We start from the raw sequence: 19,798 nt of genomic DNA on the forward strand, positions 1-19,798 counted from the left end.
TAACTAAAACCATAGCATTTGGACTCAGAACCTCCCAGTTTAATTCTGTTTTGGGCCACTATAGACTTCACCCAGATAATTAGTTTAATTATCTTATTGCTTTTACTGCTTTGTTCTGCCCTTATCTCAGGTGCAGAGGTGGCATTCTTTTCCCTTACTCCGGCCGATGTGATCACCGATGATGGGAAGAGAAGCAAAGCACAGCAAATTGTAGTCAACCTCCTAGACAAGCCTAAGAAATTGCTTGCTACTATTCTGGTCGCTAATAATTTTATAAATATTGCCATCGTTCTGCTTTTTGATACGCTCACCGATGAGCTTTTCGGTAGGATGAGAACCGTTTTCTGGGGGGTAGATTTTAAACTTATTATAGAAGTGGGAGTGGTGGCCTTCCTAATTTTACTTTTTGGAGAGATTCTGCCAAAGGTCTATGCCAGCAGGAATAGAGTTCAGTTTTCAAATTTTATGGCTCAACCACTTAATTTTCTCGATAGTTTCTTCTCTCCTCTTAGTACGCCTATGCGATCGGTTACCTTGTTTATTCACGACAAACTTGGGAAACAACGTTCCTTTTTGAATGTAGACCATCTCTCGCAGGCCCTGGATCTTACCAGTGATGAAGGAACCACCAAAGAGGAGCAAAAGATCCTTAAGGGAATTGTTTCCTTTGGGAATACCGATACCAAACAGGTAATGCGCCCCAGGATGGATATTTTTGCACTCAACGAAAATCTGAACTATGAAGAGATCATTCCCGAAATTATCAAAAACGGCTACTCCCGTATTCCTGTGTACAGGGAAAATATAGATAATATCATAGGTATCCTGTATGTGAAAGATCTTCTGCCTTATATTGAAGAAAATGAATTTGAATGGACAAAGTTATTAAGAGAGCCATATTTTGTTCCGGAGAATAAAAAACTTGATGACTTGCTCAACGATTTTAAGAATAAAAAAAGTCACCTGGCAATTGTTGTGGATGAATATGGTGGAACCAGCGGATTGATCTCCCTGGAAGATATAATTGAAGAGATCGTTGGAGATATTAGCGATGAGTTTGATGATGAAGACCTGATCTTCTCAAAGCTAGATGAACATAATTTTATTTTTGAGGGGAAAACACCGCTAAAGGATTTCTACAAGATCATAAAGCTGGAATATCCGGAAGCTTTCGAAGAGCAAAAGGGGGAAGCCGAAACTCTTGCAGGCTTCCTTCTGGAGATATCGGCAGGCTTCCCGAAGAAAAATGATGAGATCTTTTTCCTGAATTATACTTTTACCATAGAAGCGGTAGACGATAAACGGATAAAACAGATCAAGCTTAGCATAATGCCTGTATGAGACTAGCCTTTGCGATAATAATATTAGTGTTCATGTTCTCTTCCTGTGGGAATGAGGACGCCAGACCTAAGCCCAGGGCCTTTTTGGCGCTGGATTACACAGAGGCCGTTTACTCTCCAATAAACCTGGATTGTCCTTACAATTTCGAAAAGAATCAAAAAGCTGTTATTACTCCTTCAAGGAATAATATACCCTGCTGGATAAACCTGGAATATAAAGATATGAACGGGATGATTTTTATTACCTATCAGCCGGTTAGAAACAATCTCGATTCTTTGCTGAAAGATGCTCAAAATCTGCCATTACAACATACCATAAAAGCGGATGTTATTGAAGGTGATATGTATACCAATGAGCTTCACGATACCTACGGGATGTTTTATGAAATTGAAGGTGATGCAGCCTCCCAGGCCCAGTTTTATCTAACCGACAGTGTTGAACATTTTCTTACCGGATCGGTTTATTTTAACCGCCAACCTAATTTTGATTCCATTGTTCCCGCAGCAGATTATCTTAAAAAGGATATGAAGCATTTGATGGAAAGTCTCCGCTGGCAGGAGAAAAAGTAAGAGAAAAGTTGTTTTGCGTAATTTAATATCGATTTTTGCTCCTGAAAAAGCAAAAACCATATGCCACCACAAAAATTGAAATGGATCTATCTCTTATTGCTTTCCCTGGTTTGGGGGAGTTCTTTTATCCTAATTAAAAAAGGCCTTGTTGGGCTTTCGGCCACCGAAGTAGGTTCCTTTAGAATTATTTTCGCAGCTCTTTTCCTCATCCTGGTAGGGTTTAATAGCCTGCGCAAGCTTTCTTCAAATCAGTGGAAATGGATTGTGATTTCGGGATTCCTGGGGTCATTTTTTCCGGTCTATTTTTTTGCTTTTGCTGAAACCCAGATCGACAGCGCCATTGCTTCAATATTAAATGCGACTACGCCAATTCTAACTCTTATTTTCGGGGCTTTCTTTTTTAGAGCGGTATTCACCCAAAATAAACTTATTGGGGTGGCAATTGGCTTGATTGGGGCAATTGGGTTAATACTAAGTGGAGCTGAAATAAATCCAGATCAAAATTATATGTATTCTCTGTTAGTGGTTATGGCCGCCGGTTGTTATGCAATTAACGTGAATATTCTTAAAACCAAAATGAGCGATATTTCCCCGCTGGCAATCGCAGCCGGAAACTTTACAGTGCTGCTTATTCCTGCATTTATTATTCTTGTTTTATCAGGCTTTTTTCAGAAGGAAATAGCTACCTCCGAAATTCAAATATCCGTAGCTTATGTGGCGGTTCTGGGAATAATTGGTACCGGAATAGCCATGATAATTTTCAATAAGCTCGTGCAGATATCAGATCCGGTATTTACCACTTCTGTTACTTATACAATCCCCGTGGTTGCCCTTGGTTGGGGAATTTTGGACGGTGAGGTTTTTAGCTTCTGGCAATTGTTCTCTGCCATGGTAATCTTAGCAGGAGTTTTTATAGTGAACCGGTCTAAAAAACTGTTCAGCAAATTCAGAAAGCAAGCGATATAAAAAGAGAAAACCGGCCTTTAAGCCGGTTTTCTCACCCTCTAACATTAATAAAAAAACTATTCTTCAAAATCTTCTGCTGTTACCCCTTCATTTACCAGGATCTCAGTTACATTAAATTCAAATGTTTGCGGGCCTGCGGCCTGCGAGATAGAGAAAGGGAATTTCACGCCTTCTACCTCCTGGTAATCGCTATATCCTGTTGGGATGCTCATGGTTTGCCCCATTTGGGATACGGTTTGAACCGTTTTAATTTTCAATCCGGTTTCCGCATCATAAAAGGCTTTGTTGTTTTCTCCAAGAGCTACCACGTAAGCGTCTATTCCTTCTACGTTTTCGATTCCTTTAAGGCTTGCATTTCCAACTTCAAGTTCAGGGAACGGGTTGGCATCTATTTTAGCAGCTTTGATCTGGTCTTCGGTATAAGGAATTTTTTGTCCCTGCGCTACTACAAAACCTGTTTCGCCATTAAATATTTGCTTGCTCATCACATTTCCGCCAACAGAAACTTCCTGGTTTAACTTACCATCCCTGGTTCTTTTCATGCTAAGGTTTAAAGCCATTCCCTGGACAGTAGCCTCAGCGATCATTGCCACAGTTTCAACTTCTTCTACGGCATCACGGCCACCAATTGCTTGAATATAATCGGCGTAAACCTTTTCTACGCTTACTGAAGCATCGAGTTCTTTCTGCTGAGGTTTTTCAACTTCCTCTCCGAGTTTGTTGTAATATTTAACCGGAAGTGTTTTTCCGTTGAATTCGATCTTTTCAAGATTTTTAGCAATTTCTGAAGCTTTACCGGCAACAACAATTCGTGCCTGGTCAAGCTTAAAGTATTTCTTAGCTACACGTTGAACATCCTCTTCGGTTACATCGTTGATCTTCTGTAGATAAGTCTCATAGAAATCCTCAGGAAGCTCTTCTGTTTCAATATCAAGTGCATATCGGGCAATGGTTGATGGTTGTTCAAGAGAAAGAACAAAATTACCTACATATTTATTCTTTGCGTTATTTAATTCTTCTTCGGAAACCTTTTCATTGCGAATTCTATGGATCTCGTCAATAAAAGCTACAACAGAGCTGTCGGTTACTTCGTTTCGAACTTCAGCAGAAGCGGTGAAGGCAGCAGCATATTTGTCACTCCCTAGGGAAGAATATGCGCCATAAGTGTATCCTTTATCTTCCCGAAGATTATTGAAAAGTCTTCCATCTTCTCTTCCTAATATCTGGTTAGCAATTAAGGCTGGGAAATAATCAGGGTCTTTTTTTTGAAGCTCTACACTGTTAACCACCGCAATCTGACTTTGAACTGCATTTGGCATATCAAGTAAGTTAATCTGGGTAGTTTCCACATTCTCCACCTCAGGTAAATCCACCTCAGGAATCTCCTTCGCATTCCACTTGCTGAAATTTTCTTCAACCAACTGCTTAGCTTTCTCAAAATCTACATCTCCAATAATTGCCAGGTAAGCATTTTCAGGAACGAAGTAATTGTTGTAGTGCGATTTAACGTCTTCCAGAGTAACAGAATTCAGGGTCTCAGGAGTGCTGAATTCGCCATAGGGATGGTTTTTTCCATAAGTCAGGGCTCTTCTTAAGCGTCCTGCATTAAAAGCCACATCCTTTTCATTGCTTTCAAGGTTTTCGATCTCACGTTGTTGAAGTTTCTCAAATTCTTCTTGGGTGAATTCTGGAGTTAAGGCACCTTCAGCCATTAATCCTAATACCCTTGGGAGGAATTTTGATAAAGTGTTCGCTCTAACGCTTTGGGCACTAAAATAAAGATTGGCGCCAAGATAGTCTACCTCTTCATTGAATTCATCTTTTGAAGTTTTAGTGGTCCCAGTTCCCAGTAGACCTCCGGTTAAGGAGGAAACGCCAACTTTTTCTCCTTCAGAATGAGGCGGATTGTCCAGTAAAAGAGTCATATTAACCCGGGGAAGCTTATGATTTTCTACTATCATAACTTTTAGCCCATTCTCTAAAGTAAAGGTCTGTGGTTTTTCAAGATTGATCTTTGGTGCAGGACCCGCTTCCGGTGGTGTGCTTCGATCTATTTGTGCAATGCTTGAAAACGCCAGAAACAATAGGGCATTTATAGTGAGTATATATTTTTTCATTTTATTGTCTTTATATTTTTTATTGAACATCGTCCGTTTTTGGAAGGTAATAGATCTCGGCTCGTTGGTTTTCGTTTAAATACTCGTTGGCCACTCTTTTAATATCTTCCGGAGTAATAGATCGGTAAATTTCTATTTGTTCGTTTATTAAATCGGTATTACCATGTAGTACGTGGTAGGTTGCTAATGATTCTGCAATTCCTGAAACACTGCTGTTCGCGTTTACGAACCTGTTCTCAAAGGTATTCTGAAGTTTCTGAAATTCTCTTTCAGAAATTGTTTCATTTTGAAGTTTGATTATCTCCTCGTCAATTTCTTGTTTTAGGGTCTCTAATTTAGTTTCTCCAAGAGGTAAACTTAAGATAGCGTATGCACTGTAATCTTCAAAAGCAAGGTTTATAGCAGATACCTGTAAAGCCTGCTTTTGATCGTCTACAAGTTTCTTGTAGAGCCTGGATGATTTTCCTCCCGAAAGTATTGTGGACACCATATCTAGGATCTGAGCATCTTTAGTTGCCATTCCCGGGGTTCTATATGCCAGGAGGAACATTGGTAGCTGTATGTTTGGATCGTGGAAAGTATCGGTTACTTTATTATTAATAGGCTTTTCTTCCACACGGGTTCTGGAAACCTCATTTCCTGAAGGGACCGCCCCAAAATAATCTTCGATTAGTTTTTTGGTTTCATCGATATCTATATCTCCGGCTACTACCAGGGTGGCGTTGTTCGGAGCGTAATATTCATCGAAATATTCATTGAACTCTTCCAGAGTTGCCGCATCAAGGTCTTCCATATAGCCAATGTTGGGATCTTTGTAAGGGTGTTCGGTAAAAAGGTTGCGTTGTACTACCTGAAGTAGATTCCCGTAAGGTCTGTTATCGTAACTTCTTCTTCTTTCCTCTTTTACAACCTCGTTTTGCGTTTCTACACCTTCCTGGCCTATAACGGGGTGAAGCATTCTTTCAGATTCAAGCCAAAGGCCCAGTTCTAATTTATTTGAGGGAAATGTCTCATAATAATACGTTCTGTCTAAAGATGTAGTAGCATTAAAAGAGCCTCCGTTGGAATTTATAATAGACATAAACTCCCCTTTTCCAATGTTCTTTGTTCCTTCAAACAAAAGATGTTCGAAAAAGTGAGCAAATCCTGTTTTGTTATTTTTTAGGTCTTTTCCGCCAACGTGATACATCACAGAGGTTGAAACTACGGGAGCCGTGTTGTCCTGATGTAAAATAACGTGTAGTCCATTGTCCAGGTCGTATTCCGTGAATTCGACTTCTTGGGCAACTCCTACGGCACTAACCAGTAAGGCGCAGGCAGTAAGCTTAATTTTGTCAAACATGTCTAGATGGTTTTTTATTAATGTACAGATATAAGTATTAGAAAATACAGATTTGTTACAGTAGTTGAATATTAATTGGTAAAATAATATTTAAACCACGCTCGTTCTAAAATTAACAAGGTGTTAAGGGTGAAACCGGTAGTTTTTTAAGAAATTTACTAGTATAAAACCAAAAAAGAACTATGAAAAAATTCAGTATTCCTATAAAACATGGAGTAGCCGTAGCTGCAGGACTTATTGCTTATTTTTTAATACTCTCATTATTCGATGCTCATAAATATCCTATTTACAGCTTGTTCAATGGGGTGATAATGGCTTACGGTATGTGGGAAGCAATTAAGTATTACCGACTATCGGCAGGGAATAAATTCAAATATCAAAAAGGTTTTATGACCGGGCTGTTAACCGGTTTTAATGCAACGATTTTATTCACGATTTTCTTTGGAATCTACGCTACTGAGATCGATCCTGATTTTAAGGATGAAATAGTAACTATGTGGGTAGACGATTGGTTTATTAATATCGGAATGTTACTGTTTACGGTTGCACTAATGGGATTTGCAACCACTATCGTTCTTACCCTTACTTTTATGCAGCTCTACAAGGATTCCTGGAACACCAAGGAAGGGAAGAAGCATACTTATTAAAAACTTTAGAAGAGTTTGTGAATTAATTAATTAGAAGTATATTTGCACCCGCTTGCTAAAAAGCAGGCGTTTGTAAAGCATAAATCTAATAAAAACACTATGTACGCAATTGTAGAGATAGCAGGGCAGCAATTTAAAGTTGCAAAAGACCAGAAGGTGTTTGTAAACCGTTTAGCAGGAGAAGAAGGAGACAGTGTTTCTTTTGACAAGGTTCTTCTTACCGGCGATGGTGACAACATTACCTTAGGCGCCCCGGCTATAGAAGGCGCTCTTGTAGGAGCCAAAATTTCCCGTCACCTTCAGGGGGACAAAGTAATTGTTTTCAAAAAGAAAAGACGTAAAGGTTACAAGAAGAAAAACGGACACCGTCAGGCTTTAACCGAAATCGTAATTGAAAGCATTGATGTAAAAGGTGGAAAGAAAGCTTCTTCAGCTAAAAAAGAGGAGCCTAAAAAAGATACCAAAGCCGAAAGCAAAGCGGATGATCTTAACCAACACACCGTGGTGGAATTAAGAGAAATGGCTAAAGAAAAAGGAATTGAAGGTTATTCTTCAATGAAGAAAGCTGAATTAATTGAAGCTTTAAGTTAATTATTAAACTACTTTAAACCTAAAATAAAATGGCACACAAAAAAGGAGTCGGTAGTTCCAAGAACGGTAGAGAGTCAGAATCAAAACGCTTAGGTGTGAAGATCTTTGGCGGACAAGCTGCCGCAGCCGGAAATATCATCGTAAGACAAAGAGGTACTGGACACAATCCTGGAGAGAATGTGTATGCAGGAAAAGACCATACTTTACACGCCAAAATAGATGGTGTTGTGAAATTCTCTAAAACAACGAATAATAAATCTTACGTTTCAATTGAACCGTTCGAAGCTTAATTAACTTTGCTTTAGAATAATATCAAAAGCCTTTTCGGAAACGAAGAGGCTTTTTTTGTATATTTATAAGTAAACCAACCGATTAAGCGATGAAATATGTTACTATTTACCGTACCGCCGATATTACTGAAGTTTCCGGAATAAAAGAGATTTTTGTTAAGGAGAGTATAAACTTTAAAATTCTGGATACGGGAACCTCTTCAGAAGAAAACGATGCCGGTCTTTCAACTACAGAAAGCAGGATCCAGGTTGAAGAGCAGCAAAAAGAAACAGCTAAAAGTATTCTTACCCAACACGGTTATTCCGGCGTAGACCAACATTTTGAGACAACACATAGAAGCCGCCTGCCAGATTCCAGAGCAAAACCTATGATTGGTAAATGGATGATTTTTCTACTCGTGGCCCTTGTTGTACTAATCGCAATCATCCTGTTTACCTGGTTTATGATTCCTGAATAAAAAAATCCCTTCTGAATTTCACTTCAAAAGGGATTATGTATCAAATAAACAATGAGATTTCTGCCTGCGCAGAGATGACAGTTTTAATACCTATAGTACTCCGGCTTAAATGGACCTTCTACTTCCACACCAATATATTCGGCCTGATATGGTTTTAGCTCGGTTAATTCTACACCTATTTTCTCAAGGTGAAGTTTAGCTACCTTTTCATCCAGGTGCTTTGGAAGCATGTAAACTTCATTTTTATATTTATCGGCATTTTTCCAAAGTTCGATCTGGGCTAAAGTCTGGTTGGTAAAAGAATTACTCATTACAAAACTCGGATGGCCTGTGCCACAACCAAGGTTTACTAGGCGACCTTCAGCTAAAAGAATAATATCTTTTCCGTTAACAGTGTATTTATCAACCTGAGGTTTAATAGTGTCTTTGGTATCACCGTGGTTATTGTTAAGCCAGGCAACATCAATTTCGTTATCAAAATGCCCGATATTACAAACGATGGTTTTGTCTTTCATCGCTCCAAAATGTTCACCTCTAACAATATCCTTGTTCCCAGTTGTAGTTATTACGATATCTGCCTTTTCAACTACGGTTTCAAGTTTTTTCACTTCAAAACCGTCCATCGCGGCCTGCAAGGCACAAATAGGATCGATTTCTGTAACGGTTACAATGGCTCCGGTTCCTTTAAATGAAGCTGCGGTACCTTTACCAACGTCTCCATAACCACAAACCACAACGCGTTTCCCGGCAAGCATAATATCGGTAGCACGGCGAATTGCATCTACTGCACTTTCGCGACAACCGTATTTATTATCGAATTTCGATTTGGTCACCGAATCGTTCACGTTAATGGCCGGCATTACCAAAGTTCCGTTTTTCATTCTTTCATAAAGACGGTGCACTCCGGTAGTGGTTTCTTCTGAAAGTCCACGGATGCCTTTGGCAAGCTCAGGATATTTATCAAAAACCATATTGGTAAGATCACCCCCATCATCAAGAATCATATTCAAAGGCTCGCGTTCTTCACCAAAAAACAGAGTTTGTTCGATACACCAGTTAAATTCTTCTTCGGTCATTCCCTTCCAGGCATAGACCGGGATTCCGGCAGCGGCAATCGCGGCTGCAGCCTGATCCTGGGTAGAGAAAATATTACAGGAACTCCAGGTCACTTCAGCACCAAGGGCAACCAACGTTTCAATAAGCACAGCGGTTTGGATTGTCATATGCAAACAACCGGCTATTCGTGCACCTTTTAAAGGCTGTTCATCTTTATATTCTTCCCGAAGTGCCATTAGTCCCGGCATTTCAGATTCGGCAAGTTCTATCTCTTTTCTTCCCCAATCGGCAAGGGAAATATCCTTAACTTTATAAGCGGTGTAAGGCACTGTTTTAGTCGACATATTATTATATTTGAATATTAGCAAATTTTTGTCTCGCAAAAATAAGGAATCTATAACAAACCTACATGCCACTTTACAAAACAATAACAGCAAATCCCCATACTAAAGTCTTCATTTGGAAGGTGGAAGAGCCTTTTGAAGAACTTAGCGACGGAATTCAACTTACAGATCATTGCCAGAACAGGGTAGACGGAATGAAATCTGAAATTCATCGCCGCGGGTTTATGAGTATACGCCATCTTTTGGCTGAAGCCGGTTATGTAGATGCCGACCTGTATTATGATAAACTCGGAAAACCCCATCTGAAAGACGGGAAAAACATCTCTATTACGCATTCCTTTAATTTTACCGGTATTATTGTTAGTGATGAAAAGGTTGGGATAGATATTGAAAAACAACGGGATAAGATTCTCAGGATCGCCAATAAGTTCACCCCGCTAAAGGAGTATCATACTCTTGCCAACGAAGATGCTTTAATTCGTAAACTAACCATCGTGTGGGGTGCCAAGGAATCTGTTTATAAAATGTATGCCGAACCCGGTTTAGGATTTTTACAGCACATCAACGTAACCGATTTCGATTTTGAGGATGCCAAAACCACAGCAAAAGTTTTATTTAAAGGAAGAAAATCCTTTTATGAAATGGAATTCCTGGAATTTGAAGGTTTTACCTGCGTTTACGGTTGGGCAACGAAGGCAATAGAAAACTGATTTGATGCTGAATTTTTACCGGCAGATCGAAGCGGCAGTAGCCAAAAATAGAAAATTGCTTTCCGTCCTTATTGATCCCGATAAATTTGAGGAAAACGAGGCTGGAGCTTTCCTGAATAGTATTCCCGAAAACACTTCTCATATTTTTGTAGGCGGAAGTACCGTAGAAAAAAATCAAACTGAAAAAACGGTAAAAGCAATAAAAGCCAGAACTCAGTTACCGGTGTTTCTGTTTCCCGGAGATCACAATCAGATCACGGATGATGCCGACGCTATCTTATTCCTCAGTTTAATCTCAGGACGTAATCCCGAATATCTTATAGGTCAGCAGGTTAAATCGGTGGTGAAATTGAGGAATACCAGTCTCGAAATCATTCCAACAGGTTATATTTTAATTGACGGAGGCAATGAATCTGCCGTGCAAAGAGTTAGTAATACAGAACCCATACCTCAATTCGAGGTAAATGCCATTGTAAATACTGCACTTGCAGGACAGTATTCAGGAAAGAAACTCATCTACCTTGAAGCCGGGAGTGGTGCCAGAATACCGGTTTCCGAAGAGATAATAGCAGCAGTAAAAAAAGCTATAGATATTCCCTTAATAGTAGGTGGAGGCATCCGCACCACACAACAACAGAGGAAAGCCTATGAGGCGGGCGTAGATATGCTGGTTATAGGAACCCATTTTGAAGAATGAAAGCAGATTTATTGGTTTCGGTTCCACATTACTGACTTCAAATCTTTAAATTTGGCTTCGACTAAAAAACCCCACAAATGAAAATTTCAGTAGAACTTACCTTGACTCCCATTCAGGATAATTTTGAGCCTGCGATCATTAACTTCATCAAAAAAATGAGGGATTCAGGATTAACAGTAAAAGAAAATCCGTTGAGCACGCAGGTTTATGGGGATTATGATGAGGTGATGGCATTGCTAAATTCAGAAATTAAAAATGCTTTTGAAGCCATAGACCGTGGCCTGTTATATATGAAAATTGTAAAATCTGATCGCAGCGACTATGCAGCCGATTTTTGATTTTTTCTTCGACCAATATTCAGGATACCCCACGCTTTTTATAATTCTTGAGATCATTGCGGTGATCTTTGGTTTTTTATCGGTTTGGTATTCCAAACAAAACAACATTCTGGTTTACCCAACGGGGATTGTGAGTACGCTCATTTTTGTTTATTTACTTTGGCAATGGCAGTTGCTTGGGGATATGATGATTAATGCTTACTATTTTTCTATGAGCATTTACGGTTGGTATGTCTGGACCCGCAAAGTTGATGCAACCCATTTTACCCCTATTACCAACACCACCAAAAAGGAGAACTGGCAAAGCTTATTCATTTTTATAGCTACGCTCATCTTCGTTTTTGTAGTTTACGAGTGGTTTGATAAATGGGATAACTGGACAGCCTATGTCGATACTCTAACAACAGCTATTTTCTTTGTGGGAATGTGGCAAATGGCTAACAGGAAGATTGAAAACTGGATTTTCTGGATTATAGGAGATATTATTTCGGTGCCATTATATTTCTATAAGGGGCTTACTTTCACGGCAATTCAATATTTTGTATTTACCATAATCGCTATATACGGCTACAAAGCATGGCAGAAACACTTGCGCAACGACCTACGTCCGTCTTAAAGGCTGTTTTTTTTGGTCCTGAATCCACTGGGAAGACTACCCTTGCCCAAATGCTGGCAGAACATTTTAATACCCTTTGGGTAGAGGAATACATGAGGGAATATCTTCAGGAAAAATGGAATTTAGAGCAAAAAGTTTGTGAACCAAAGGATATGTTGCCAATTGCCTGTGGCCAAATGCAGCGAGAGAATGAACTGGCGGAAAAGGCCAACAGAATCCTGTTTTGCGATACAGATCTCCTGGAGTTAAAAGTTTATTCTGAAGCCTATTACAATGGATTTTGCGATCCGCAACTTCTTAAACATGCGTTAAACAATCGGTATGATTTATACTTTTTGATGTATATTGACGTACCCTGGACTCCCGACGATCTTCGGGATAAACCCTTCGACCGTATCGGGATGTTTAAGCGATTTGAAGAAGCTTTGATCCTCACCGGAAAACCTTATGTGGTTTTAAAAGGTGATTTAGAAGAGCGCTTTCAAACTGTGGTTTCAGAAATTAATAAACTTTTAAAAAAACGAATAGACGTGGGTTTCAGCGAAATTGATATTTTACAAATTGAAGAGAACGGATTAAGCTCGAAAGAAGTAGAGCGCCAACTTAAATTATTTGAAAGAGGAAATGTAAAAGTCGATATTCAAAGGGCTGCCACTCCGGGTAATGGAATTTTTGTTTATTCTGAAAAAGAAAAGAAAGATTTCATTGCTCTTTACGAGAACAAGATTTCTCAACTAAACCTTCTGAAGTTTATTCCTGCTTCCGGGGCTGCTACCAGGATGTTCAAGGCCCTGCATAATTTCACCGATGAATTTGATCCTGAGCAGGAGAGCTTAAGAAATTACCTTGATCGAAAGGAAGATCCTTCACTCCAACGATTTTTTGAAGGTATTGAAAGCTTACCTTTTTATGACAGGGCTTTTAAATTAGTCAGAGAAAAGTATTCATCCTTGGATGATAAATCAAAGGACGAACAGCACCTGCTTCTGGTTAAAACTATGCTCTATGAAGACGGTCTTAATCTTAGCAACTTACCAAAGGGTCTGGTACCATTTCACAAATATGAAGACAGAATCGCTACAGCTTTTGAAGAACACCTGTATGGTGCTTCAAAATACCTAAGTGTAAATGGCCTTGCCAAGGTACATTTCACGGTTGCCCATGGAGATAAGGATAAATTCAAAAATGAATTTGAAACTATTAAGGAGCGAGTGGAGAAGGCTACTAATACCAAATTTGAGATTACCTATTCTTACCAGGACCCTAAAACCGACACCATTGCCGTAGATGAAGATAATGAACCTTTTAGAGATGAAGAGGGACATATCTTTTTCAGGCCCGGTGGACATGGAGCCCTTATTGAAAATCTTAATAACCAGGAGGCCGATCTTATTTTTATTAAAAATATAGATAATGTGGTGGTTGAAAAAAGGCTTGGTGATGTGGTAGAGTATAAAAAAATGTTAGGAGGAAAACTACTTCAGCTTCAGGAACAAATTTTCACTTATTTAAACCAGTTGGATACGGGAAATAATTCTGAAACCAAGCTCGATGAGATCGCCCGTTTTATCGAAAAAGAGTTTTCCGTAGAGATCACAAGTTCTTTTAATAAATTCACAGGAGAAGAGAAAACCCAGTATCTGTGCAGAAAGCTGGATAAGCCTCTACGGGTTTGTGGAATGGTAAAGAACGAAGGAGATCCCGGTGGTGGTCCCTTTTTGGTGAAAGATGAAACAGGAGAAGTGAGCCTGCAGATTATTGAAGGGGCACAAATCGATAAGGATAGTATGGAGCAACTCAAGATCCTGAATAATTCTACACACTTCAATCCCGTGGATATCGTTTGCGGGATCTATAACAGGAAAGGCGAGAAGTACGATCTTCATCAATATGTAGATGAGCGAATGAGCTTCATCGCCCATAAAACTAAAGACGGAAGACCATTAAAAGCCCTTGAGCGTCCGGGTCTTTGGAATGGAGGGATGGCCTTTTGGAATACTGTTTTTGTAGAAGTTCCGGTATCCACTTTTAATCCAGTAAAAACCGTGGCAGATCTACTTAAACCAAGTCATCGTACAGAATAGCGTTGTGGACGAGGAAAGGATTATCCAGGAATTAAATTTTAAGGCGGTGAGGAGTTCCGGGTCTGGCGGCCAACATGTGAATAAAACCTCATCAAAGGTTGAACTCTATTTTCCGGTGGAGGCTTCTGAAGCTTTATCAGAAGAGGAAAAAGCCAGGATTCTCAAAAAATTGGCTAACAGGATTACCGTAGCCGGAGAGTTGGTGCTTCAAAGTGATATTTCCCGTAGCCAGCATAAAAATAAGAAAGATGTTACTCTTCGTTTTCTGAATTTGATTAAGGATGCCCTTAAAAAACGAAAACCCCGGAAAAAGACAAAACCTTCCCGTGCAGCCAGGGAAAAACGGTTAAAAAAAAAGAAAATCAAGGCTGAGAAGAAAGCGGGAAGAAAAAATCCACTTCAGTGAAATTAAAACCTGTGGATATTTTCTACATAAATGTGGAAGCTGGTAGGTATTTCCCCAGTTTTTAAAAGTTTAATTATTTCGGGAAATTGTTTAAAAGTTTGGTCTTCAGTTAAGTGTCTTTATTTACTGGTAATGGTACGGTTTTCACTTACTATATTAAGAGTTTGATAAAAACTTGATTCAAATTAACTAAACTCAACAGCTTGGATAACTGTTGTATAATTTAGATTTTCGGAGAAAGAGAGGCTTTAGGGCCTCTTTTTTATTTATAAGTGTTTCCATCTGTAGAATATTGGTGGGAATTTCCACATAATGAACTCTTAAAATTAGTGAATTTCCACATAAAATTTTTAGGACGACTAAATATAATTTGGTGAAAACCCTTTAATTTCAAGTGGTTACGAAGTATTTTGCTGAATTGGTATAATTATTCCTGTATACTTAATAACTAAAATATTAAAACTCTAAAATTATAAGTTATGAAAAAGTTAGGATTAAGCTTACTGGCAGTAACCGCAATGTTTTTTTATACTGAAAATGTAAATGCTCAGGTTGACGGTGACGTAGATGCAAACGTTGAAGTTGAAGCTCATGCTCAGGAAAAGACAGATTTTAAAGAAATTGATGTTCTGGCGCTTCCACAACCAGTTAAGGATGCTGTAATGACCGATTTTAATGGTGCAGTAACTGAGGAAGCCTGGGTTAAGGAAAAAGACGGGAAAACAATGTACAAACTTTCACTTAATGTAGAAGGTGAGAAAAAGAAAGTTTATATAGACCAGGATGGTAACTGGATAGATAAGAAAGATAAGGATAAATAGATCAAGTATATTTTTTAACCATTCTTACAGCTAACCAGCTTTAAATCCGCTCTATTTTACCCTATCCTGAAATATGGCGGTTTTAAAACATTAGCCGAAATTATAGAGACGCCAACTCTTTCGGCAACGGAGAAAATAGAATTTTTTATCTGCCCCATTGGGGATTGAAATTGAGCAAAACGACTTTCAGGGAACAAGGATTCTTTGATCAACTAACACTTTAAAAAGAGTCGTTTAGTAAAGTGTTGAAAAGATATTCTATATTTTTCCGTAAAATGGATACCTAATAACCGATAAGTATATTTTTTAGATTTGTCAGAAAAAGAGGTCAATTAAATTGATCTCTTTTTTTTATGCTTAATTTTAAAACCTATGAACCTAAGATTGTTAAATTTGCACTATACATTTTAATTCAGTATTATTTATGACTAAAATCCTCATAGTAGAAGATGATGTCGCTTTCGGCACGATGCTTAAAACGTTTCTACAAAAAAGAAACTATGAGGTGAGGCTTGCTTTTACAGCTTCAGAAGCATTAAAAATTATAAATGATAAGGATTTTGATCTAATCCTTACCGATGTTCGACTACCGGATAAAGATGGTCTCGATATCTTAAAAGAGGTGAAGGCCAAAAACACCAAAACGCAGGTCATTGTCATGACAAGTTATGCTGAAATAAGTATGGCCGTGCAGGCGATGAAAGATGGTGCCTTTGATTATGTTTCCAAGCCCTTTAGACCTGAATCTATTCTTCAAACCATAGAAAACGCATTAAAACATCACCAGGCAAGTACCGCTGAAATCGTAAAACCAGTCAAAAAAGCTCAAAAAACTCCCCTACAGAAAGATAGTTTTGTAAAAGGTGTGAGCGATGCTTCTCGTAAACTTAACGATTATATTGAGCTGGTTGCTCCCACAAATATGTCGGTTCTCATTATGGGGGAAAGTGGTACGGGAAAAGAGCAGGTGGCTAAAAGTATTCACTTCCAAAGTAAGCGGAAAGATGCGGCCTTTATTGCTGTAGACTGCGGGGCAATTCCGAGGGAGCTTGCTTCCAGTGAATTTTTTGGGCATATAAAAGGTTCTTTTACCGGGGCGATCAATGATAAAACCGGTCACTTTGAAGCTGCCAGCGGCGGGACTTTGTTTCTTGACGAAATAGGAAATTTAACCTACGAGTTGCAGGTGCAATTGCTGCGGGCGCTTCAGGAGAGAAGAATCAAACCCGTAGGAAGCAACAACGAAATTGAAGTTGATATTCGTGTGATCACCGCCACGAACGAAGATCTTGCCCAATCGGTAAGAGAAGGAGAATTCAGGGAAGACCTTTATCATAGGTTGAATGAATTTTCTATTAAAGTTCCGGCGCTGAAAGACAGGAAAGAAGACCTTATGATCTTTGCAGACTATTTTCTGGATGAAGCAAATGCTGAACTTGAAAAAAATGTGATAGGCTTTACTGAAGAGGCTATCGAAGCATTTAAAAATTACAACTGGCCTGGGAATTTGCGGGAGTTAAAGAATATGGTAAAAAGGGCTGTGCTTTTAACCCAGGACGACTTGATCCCCCTAAAAGTCCTGCCTCACGAAATTTCTACCGCACAAAAATCTGAAACCGAGTATGGGCTTTTTAAAAATAAGAACGAAGAGCAACTCATTATCGAGGCATTGGAAAAATCAGGTGGAAATAAAAGTAAAGCTGCAAGATTGCTTTCAATAGATCGCAAAACCCTTTATAATAAGCTTAAACAATATGGGATTAAACTGTAATCTCAGTTTTAAGATTATTCATTAATAACCGAATATTTTTGATTAGCCCGGTAAATCCAGGTTCATCTAAATCATTATAGGTTTCAATTTCCCTTAATTTTTGTGCTATTGAATGTGCCTTCATTTGTTTAAACATTGGCAGCATTTTATGGGCAACCGAAGCCATTTTTTCCTGGTCCTGCTTTTTAAAGGCTTCCTCAAGGTCTTCCAGGTTTTTTTCTGAACTATCCAGAAAGGCATTTATAATGATATGCATTGCTTTCTCATCACCCCCAGAAAACTGGTAGATCTCTTCAAGATCATATTCGGTGCCGGGTCTTTTGCTGGGTGGGAGATAATTATTAGTCGCAACCTTAACCTTAAATATTTGAGCAATACTATTTAAAAGTTCTTGTGGCTTATAGGGTTTGATAAGGCTTTTTTCGAATCCGGCCTTTGTATAGAAATCGGGTTCCAGGCTTGTTCTGCCGGAGATAGCAATCACCGGAATATTCTTTGTTTTGGGGTCTTCCTTAATTTGTGAGATGAGTTCCAAACCATCCATTCTTGGCATTTGAATATCAGTGAGCACCAAATCGAACTTATCAGATTTCAATTTGTTTAGTGCATCATAGCCATTAAGACTACTTTCACAGGTGAGCCCTAACGATTTAACCAATTCCTGGGTTAGAGCGAGTTGAGAGGGTTCATCATCCACTACCAAAGCCTTTTTATTTTTAAGAAGGGCCGGGGGTGGACTTTGTTCTTCTGGTTTAGCAATAAGTTGCTCCTGTTTTTCAGTTTTAACAACCGGGAGATAAACGATGAATTCACTACCGTCCCCGGGCGCGCTTATGAGTTCCAATTTTCCTTTTAACAGGGTGGTTAGACTTTTTGTGATGGTAAGACCAAGACCGGTACCTCCGTATTGTTTCTCAATCTTACTATTTTCCTGGGAAAACTCTTCGAAGATTTTCTCCTGTTTTTCCTTCGGAATCCCGATCCCTGAATCTTTTACCGATATTATGAGGGTATAACTATCCTCAATCTCTTTTCTGAGCCCGGCACTAACCCTCACCTCCCCTTCGTATGTAAACTTATAGGCATTGGTCACCAGATTTGCAATGATTTGCTTTATTCTGAAGGGATCGCTTAATACCTGAACATCGGTTTCGGGGGCGGCGTCTATTATTATTTCTACATCTTTATTGATCTCACCCGGTAAGGCGTTATGCACACTGTCCTCAATTAATTTCTTAGGATTAAACGGTAACTTCTCCACCAGCATTTTTCCTGCCTCTAATTTTGACAGGTCCAGCAAATCATTAACCAATCTAAGGATGAAATCTGAAGATTTCTTCACGTGGGTTAAATAGTGATTTTGCTTATTATTTAGTGAGGATTTTTCCATCAGATCGGTATAACCTATTAAAGTATTCAGGGGTGATCTGAGATCGTGGGTGATAGCTGCCATAAACTGTTCCCTGCTCTTTAAAAGTGATTCGGCAAAGGTTTTGGCTTCTTCCAGTTGACTTCGGTAACGCTGACTTCGGCTAACATCTTTGATGATGAGAAATAAAAAAACCAGAATTATTACAATACTCACTAAACCGGCCGATATCATTATTATAGAAGTATTCTTCAGCATTTTTTCTGAACTTTCAGCGCGGTTGAGAGAGGCTTCCCGTTCTTCCTGTTCTATGGTGGCGAGCACACTTCGGAGTTGCTGATTCAGGATCAAGTCGTTGTCCAGCAGTTCATTTTCTTTCTGAATTATCTGCTGGCGAAATTGCTGGTTAGCGGTTTCAAGTTCACTAAGCACATTTTTTACAGAACCGATAAGTGAATCGGCAGTTCGGTTGGTTAGCTGTTCCTCATTGTCTTCTTCAGAGAATTCCAATAATTTAATAAGAACTCTTCGTTGATGCGGTTCCAGTTTAGCAAACCGCTCTTCATAATTATTGGCATTAAAAGAAGGGTCTACCTTGCGAAGTTCCTCTAAAACCTGCGTGTAATAATTAGTATTCCGGTCCTGTTCTCTTAATATCAATAATTCGTTGAGGTTGTTGGTTTTTCTCGAAAGCAAGGCAGAGATACTGTCCAACTCGGTCTTCATTTGGGTGTCGGTATATGATTCTTTAAGCAGGCTGATATTATTCTGAATGGTAGCTAAATGTTCCTGATATAATTCAAGATCACTTTCCTTACCGGTCTGGATGAGCCGCCGACTAATATTTTCGGTTTCATATAATTCTGTAGTAATATCGCTAACCAGGAAGAGCTTCTCATTATTAGTGGTATTGGAATCAGCGAGATTGGTAAATGCGACTACCTGAGTATAGACAAACCAAACCGAAAGGGCTGCCAGGGCAGCTACCAGGAGATATCCGGCAACCACTTTAAAGGTTATAGAACGTTTGGTATTTCGCATAACTTAAATTCCGCTAAAATTACACCAATTAAATGAAATGCAATAAAATTATAGGAATTCCCAAAAAGCTTTATACATTTGTGGCATATCTCACAAGGGGTGCCTTTTAATTGAGGCTGAGATCATACCCAATGAACCTGGGCAGGTAATGCTGCCAAGGGATTGCGCAAAACGCACTAAGTATGTACTCCTGAAAATGCCAAAACACCGGTGGGCAATTTCAG

Annotated in this window: 19 protein-coding genes; 15 read left to right on the forward strand and 4 right to left on the reverse strand. The window is 39.1% G+C overall.

The window, feature by feature from the left end; genetic code table 11:
• Positions 1-18 precede the first annotated feature (18 nt).
• From BM266_RS00530 to BM266_RS00540, 3 genes are read left to right on the forward strand one after another with little or no spacing between them, the layout of a single operon-like run.
• Entirely contained in the window at positions 19-1,341 is a 1,323-nt protein-coding gene (locus BM266_RS00530) for a gliding motility-associated protein GldE (protein ID WP_093404527.1), read from the forward strand.
• Positions 1,338-1,910, forward strand: a complete 573-nt coding sequence (gldD, locus tag BM266_RS00535) for a gliding motility lipoprotein GldD (RefSeq protein WP_093404530.1) — start codon at positions 1,338-1,340, stop codon at positions 1,908-1,910. Before BM266_RS00530 ends, gldD begins: the two co-directional genes overlap by 4 nt.
• A 60-nt stretch (positions 1,911-1,970) precedes the next feature.
• The gene (locus tag BM266_RS00540) at positions 1,971-2,876 is read left to right on the forward strand and encodes a DMT family transporter (RefSeq protein ID WP_093404532.1); all 906 of its coding nucleotides are present in this window, start codon (positions 1,971-1,973) and stop codon (positions 2,874-2,876) included.
• Between the two features lie 56 nt (positions 2,877-2,932).
• Here the strand turns inward: BM266_RS00540 and BM266_RS00545 are convergent, their stop codons facing one another.
• Together BM266_RS00545 and BM266_RS00550 are read right to left on the reverse strand one after the other, a co-directional pair.
• Positions 2,933-4,993, reverse strand: coding sequence for a M16 family metallopeptidase (locus BM266_RS00545; RefSeq protein ID WP_093405289.1), 2,061 nt, complete (start codon positions 4,991-4,993; stop codon positions 2,933-2,935).
• 19 nt (positions 4,994-5,012) lie between these two features.
• Positions 5,013-6,335 carry a M16 family metallopeptidase gene (locus tag BM266_RS00550; RefSeq protein ID WP_093404535.1) on the reverse strand — a complete coding sequence of 441 codons (1,323 nt, stop codon included), beginning with the start codon at positions 6,333-6,335 and terminating at the stop codon, positions 5,013-5,015.
• 182 nt (positions 6,336-6,517) lie between these two features.
• On the opposite strand from BM266_RS00550, the gene BM266_RS00555 reads away from it, so the two are divergent.
• The 4 genes from BM266_RS00555 (at position 6,518) to BM266_RS00570 (ending at position 8,321) form a co-directional block, all read left to right on the forward strand.
• Entirely contained in the window at positions 6,518-6,982 is a 465-nt protein-coding gene (locus BM266_RS00555) for a DUF4199 domain-containing protein (RefSeq protein WP_093404537.1), read from the forward strand.
• A gap of 99 nt (positions 6,983-7,081) precedes the next feature.
• Positions 7,082-7,573 (forward strand): 50S ribosomal protein L21, encoded by a 492-nt coding sequence (gene rplU, locus BM266_RS00560; RefSeq protein WP_093405291.1) that lies wholly within the window; start codon positions 7,082-7,084, stop codon positions 7,571-7,573.
• A 29-nt stretch (positions 7,574-7,602) separates the two neighbouring features.
• Positions 7,603-7,863 (forward strand): 50S ribosomal protein L27, encoded by a 261-nt coding sequence (gene rpmA, locus BM266_RS00565; RefSeq protein ID WP_093404539.1) that lies wholly within the window; start codon positions 7,603-7,605, stop codon positions 7,861-7,863.
• 89 nt (positions 7,864-7,952) lie between these two features.
• Positions 7,953-8,321, forward strand: a complete 369-nt coding sequence (locus BM266_RS00570) for a putative signal transducing protein (RefSeq protein WP_093404542.1) — start codon at positions 7,953-7,955, stop codon at positions 8,319-8,321.
• Between the two features lie 83 nt (positions 8,322-8,404).
• Here the strand turns inward: BM266_RS00570 and ahcY are convergent, their stop codons facing one another.
• Positions 8,405-9,721 (reverse strand): adenosylhomocysteinase, encoded by a 1,317-nt coding sequence (ahcY, locus tag BM266_RS00575; RefSeq protein WP_093404545.1) that lies wholly within the window; start codon positions 9,719-9,721, stop codon positions 8,405-8,407.
• Between the two features lie 65 nt (positions 9,722-9,786).
• Between ahcY and BM266_RS00580 the strand changes: the two genes are divergently transcribed.
• From BM266_RS00580 to BM266_RS00615, 8 genes are all read left to right on the forward strand, one after another.
• On the forward strand, positions 9,787-10,431 hold the full coding sequence (locus tag BM266_RS00580) for a 4'-phosphopantetheinyl transferase family protein (protein ID WP_093404547.1): 645 nt from the start codon (positions 9,787-9,789) through the stop codon (positions 10,429-10,431).
• A 4-nt stretch (positions 10,432-10,435) separates the two neighbouring features.
• Positions 10,436-11,128, forward strand: coding sequence for a phosphoglycerol geranylgeranyltransferase (locus BM266_RS00585; RefSeq protein ID WP_093404549.1), 693 nt, complete (start codon positions 10,436-10,438; stop codon positions 11,126-11,128).
• Positions 11,129-11,205: 77 nt separating this feature from the next.
• Positions 11,206-11,466: a thiamine-binding protein gene (locus tag BM266_RS00590; RefSeq protein WP_081208579.1), complete on the forward strand. Its 261-nt coding sequence runs from the start codon at positions 11,206-11,208 to the stop codon at positions 11,464-11,466.
• Complete coding sequence (gene pnuC, locus BM266_RS00595; RefSeq protein WP_093404551.1) at positions 11,450-12,082, forward strand: nicotinamide riboside transporter PnuC; 633 nt, start codon at positions 11,450-11,452, stop codon at positions 12,080-12,082. The genes BM266_RS00590 and pnuC overlap by 17 nt, the downstream gene beginning before the upstream one ends.
• Entirely contained in the window at positions 12,043-14,166 is a 2,124-nt protein-coding gene (locus tag BM266_RS00600; RefSeq protein WP_093404554.1) for a DUF4301 family protein, read from the forward strand. Before pnuC ends, BM266_RS00600 begins: the two co-directional genes overlap by 40 nt.
• Before the next feature lie 4 nt (positions 14,167-14,170).
• A complete protein-coding gene (arfB, locus tag BM266_RS00605) occupies positions 14,171-14,572 on the forward strand; it encodes an alternative ribosome rescue aminoacyl-tRNA hydrolase ArfB (RefSeq protein ID WP_093404557.1) in 402 nt (133 codons plus the stop codon).
• Between the two features lie 479 nt (positions 14,573-15,051).
• Positions 15,052-15,393 carry a hypothetical protein gene (locus BM266_RS00610; protein WP_093404559.1) on the forward strand — a complete coding sequence of 114 codons (342 nt, stop codon included), beginning with the start codon at positions 15,052-15,054 and terminating at the stop codon, positions 15,391-15,393.
• A gap of 424 nt (positions 15,394-15,817) precedes the next feature.
• Positions 15,818-17,164 carry a sigma-54-dependent transcriptional regulator gene (locus BM266_RS00615; RefSeq protein ID WP_093404561.1) on the forward strand — a complete coding sequence of 449 codons (1,347 nt, stop codon included), beginning with the start codon at positions 15,818-15,820 and terminating at the stop codon, positions 17,162-17,164.
• Here the strand turns inward: BM266_RS00615 and BM266_RS00620 are convergent.
• Positions 17,154-19,574 carry a hybrid sensor histidine kinase/response regulator gene (locus BM266_RS00620; RefSeq protein WP_093404564.1) on the reverse strand — a complete coding sequence of 807 codons (2,421 nt, stop codon included), beginning with the start codon at positions 19,572-19,574 and terminating at the stop codon, positions 17,154-17,156. The genes BM266_RS00615 and BM266_RS00620 overlap by 11 nt on opposite strands.
• Between the last annotated feature and the right edge of the window lie 224 nt (positions 19,575-19,798).

This window comes from Salegentibacter flavus (assembly GCF_900115145.1).
In the GTDB taxonomy this organism is placed as follows: Bacteria; Bacteroidota; Bacteroidia; order Flavobacteriales; family Flavobacteriaceae; genus Salegentibacter; species Salegentibacter flavus.

Excerpts from the sequence above, each read along its gene's own strand:
- BM266_RS00590 (WP_081208579.1), top strand. The coding sequence starts at position 11,206 with ATGAAAATTTCAGTAGAACTTACCTTGACTCCCATTCAGGATAATTTT.
- BM266_RS00585 (WP_093404549.1), top strand. The coding sequence starts at position 10,436 with ATGCTGAATTTTTACCGGCAGATCGAAGCGGCAGTAGCCAAAAATAGA.
- BM266_RS00620 (WP_093404564.1), bottom strand. The coding sequence starts at position 19,574 with ATGCGAAATACCAAACGTTCTATAACCTTTAAAGTGGTTGCCGGATAT.
- BM266_RS00545 (WP_093405289.1), bottom strand. The coding sequence starts at position 4,993 with ATGAAAAAATATATACTCACTATAAATGCCCTATTGTTTCTGGCGTTT.
- BM266_RS00615 (WP_093404561.1), top strand. The coding sequence starts at position 15,818 with ATGACTAAAATCCTCATAGTAGAAGATGATGTCGCTTTCGGCACGATG.
- rplU (WP_093405291.1), top strand. The coding sequence starts at position 7,082 with ATGTACGCAATTGTAGAGATAGCAGGGCAGCAATTTAAAGTTGCAAAA.
- ahcY (WP_093404545.1), bottom strand. The coding sequence starts at position 9,721 with ATGTCGACTAAAACAGTGCCTTACACCGCTTATAAAGTTAAGGATATT.
- gldD (WP_093404530.1), top strand. The coding sequence starts at position 1,338 with ATGAGACTAGCCTTTGCGATAATAATATTAGTGTTCATGTTCTCTTCC.
- BM266_RS00570 (WP_093404542.1), top strand. The coding sequence starts at position 7,953 with ATGAAATATGTTACTATTTACCGTACCGCCGATATTACTGAAGTTTCC.
- pnuC (WP_093404551.1), top strand. The coding sequence starts at position 11,450 with ATGCAGCCGATTTTTGATTTTTTCTTCGACCAATATTCAGGATACCCC.
- BM266_RS00600 (WP_093404554.1), top strand. The coding sequence starts at position 12,043 with ATGGCAGAAACACTTGCGCAACGACCTACGTCCGTCTTAAAGGCTGTT.
- rpmA (WP_093404539.1), top strand. The coding sequence starts at position 7,603 with ATGGCACACAAAAAAGGAGTCGGTAGTTCCAAGAACGGTAGAGAGTCA.
- BM266_RS00550 (WP_093404535.1), bottom strand. The coding sequence starts at position 6,335 with ATGTTTGACAAAATTAAGCTTACTGCCTGCGCCTTACTGGTTAGTGCC.
- BM266_RS00555 (WP_093404537.1), top strand. The coding sequence starts at position 6,518 with ATGAAAAAATTCAGTATTCCTATAAAACATGGAGTAGCCGTAGCTGCA.
- BM266_RS00540 (WP_093404532.1), top strand. The coding sequence starts at position 1,971 with ATGCCACCACAAAAATTGAAATGGATCTATCTCTTATTGCTTTCCCTG.
- BM266_RS00580 (WP_093404547.1), top strand. The coding sequence starts at position 9,787 with ATGCCACTTTACAAAACAATAACAGCAAATCCCCATACTAAAGTCTTC.
- BM266_RS00610 (WP_093404559.1), top strand. The coding sequence starts at position 15,052 with ATGAAAAAGTTAGGATTAAGCTTACTGGCAGTAACCGCAATGTTTTTT.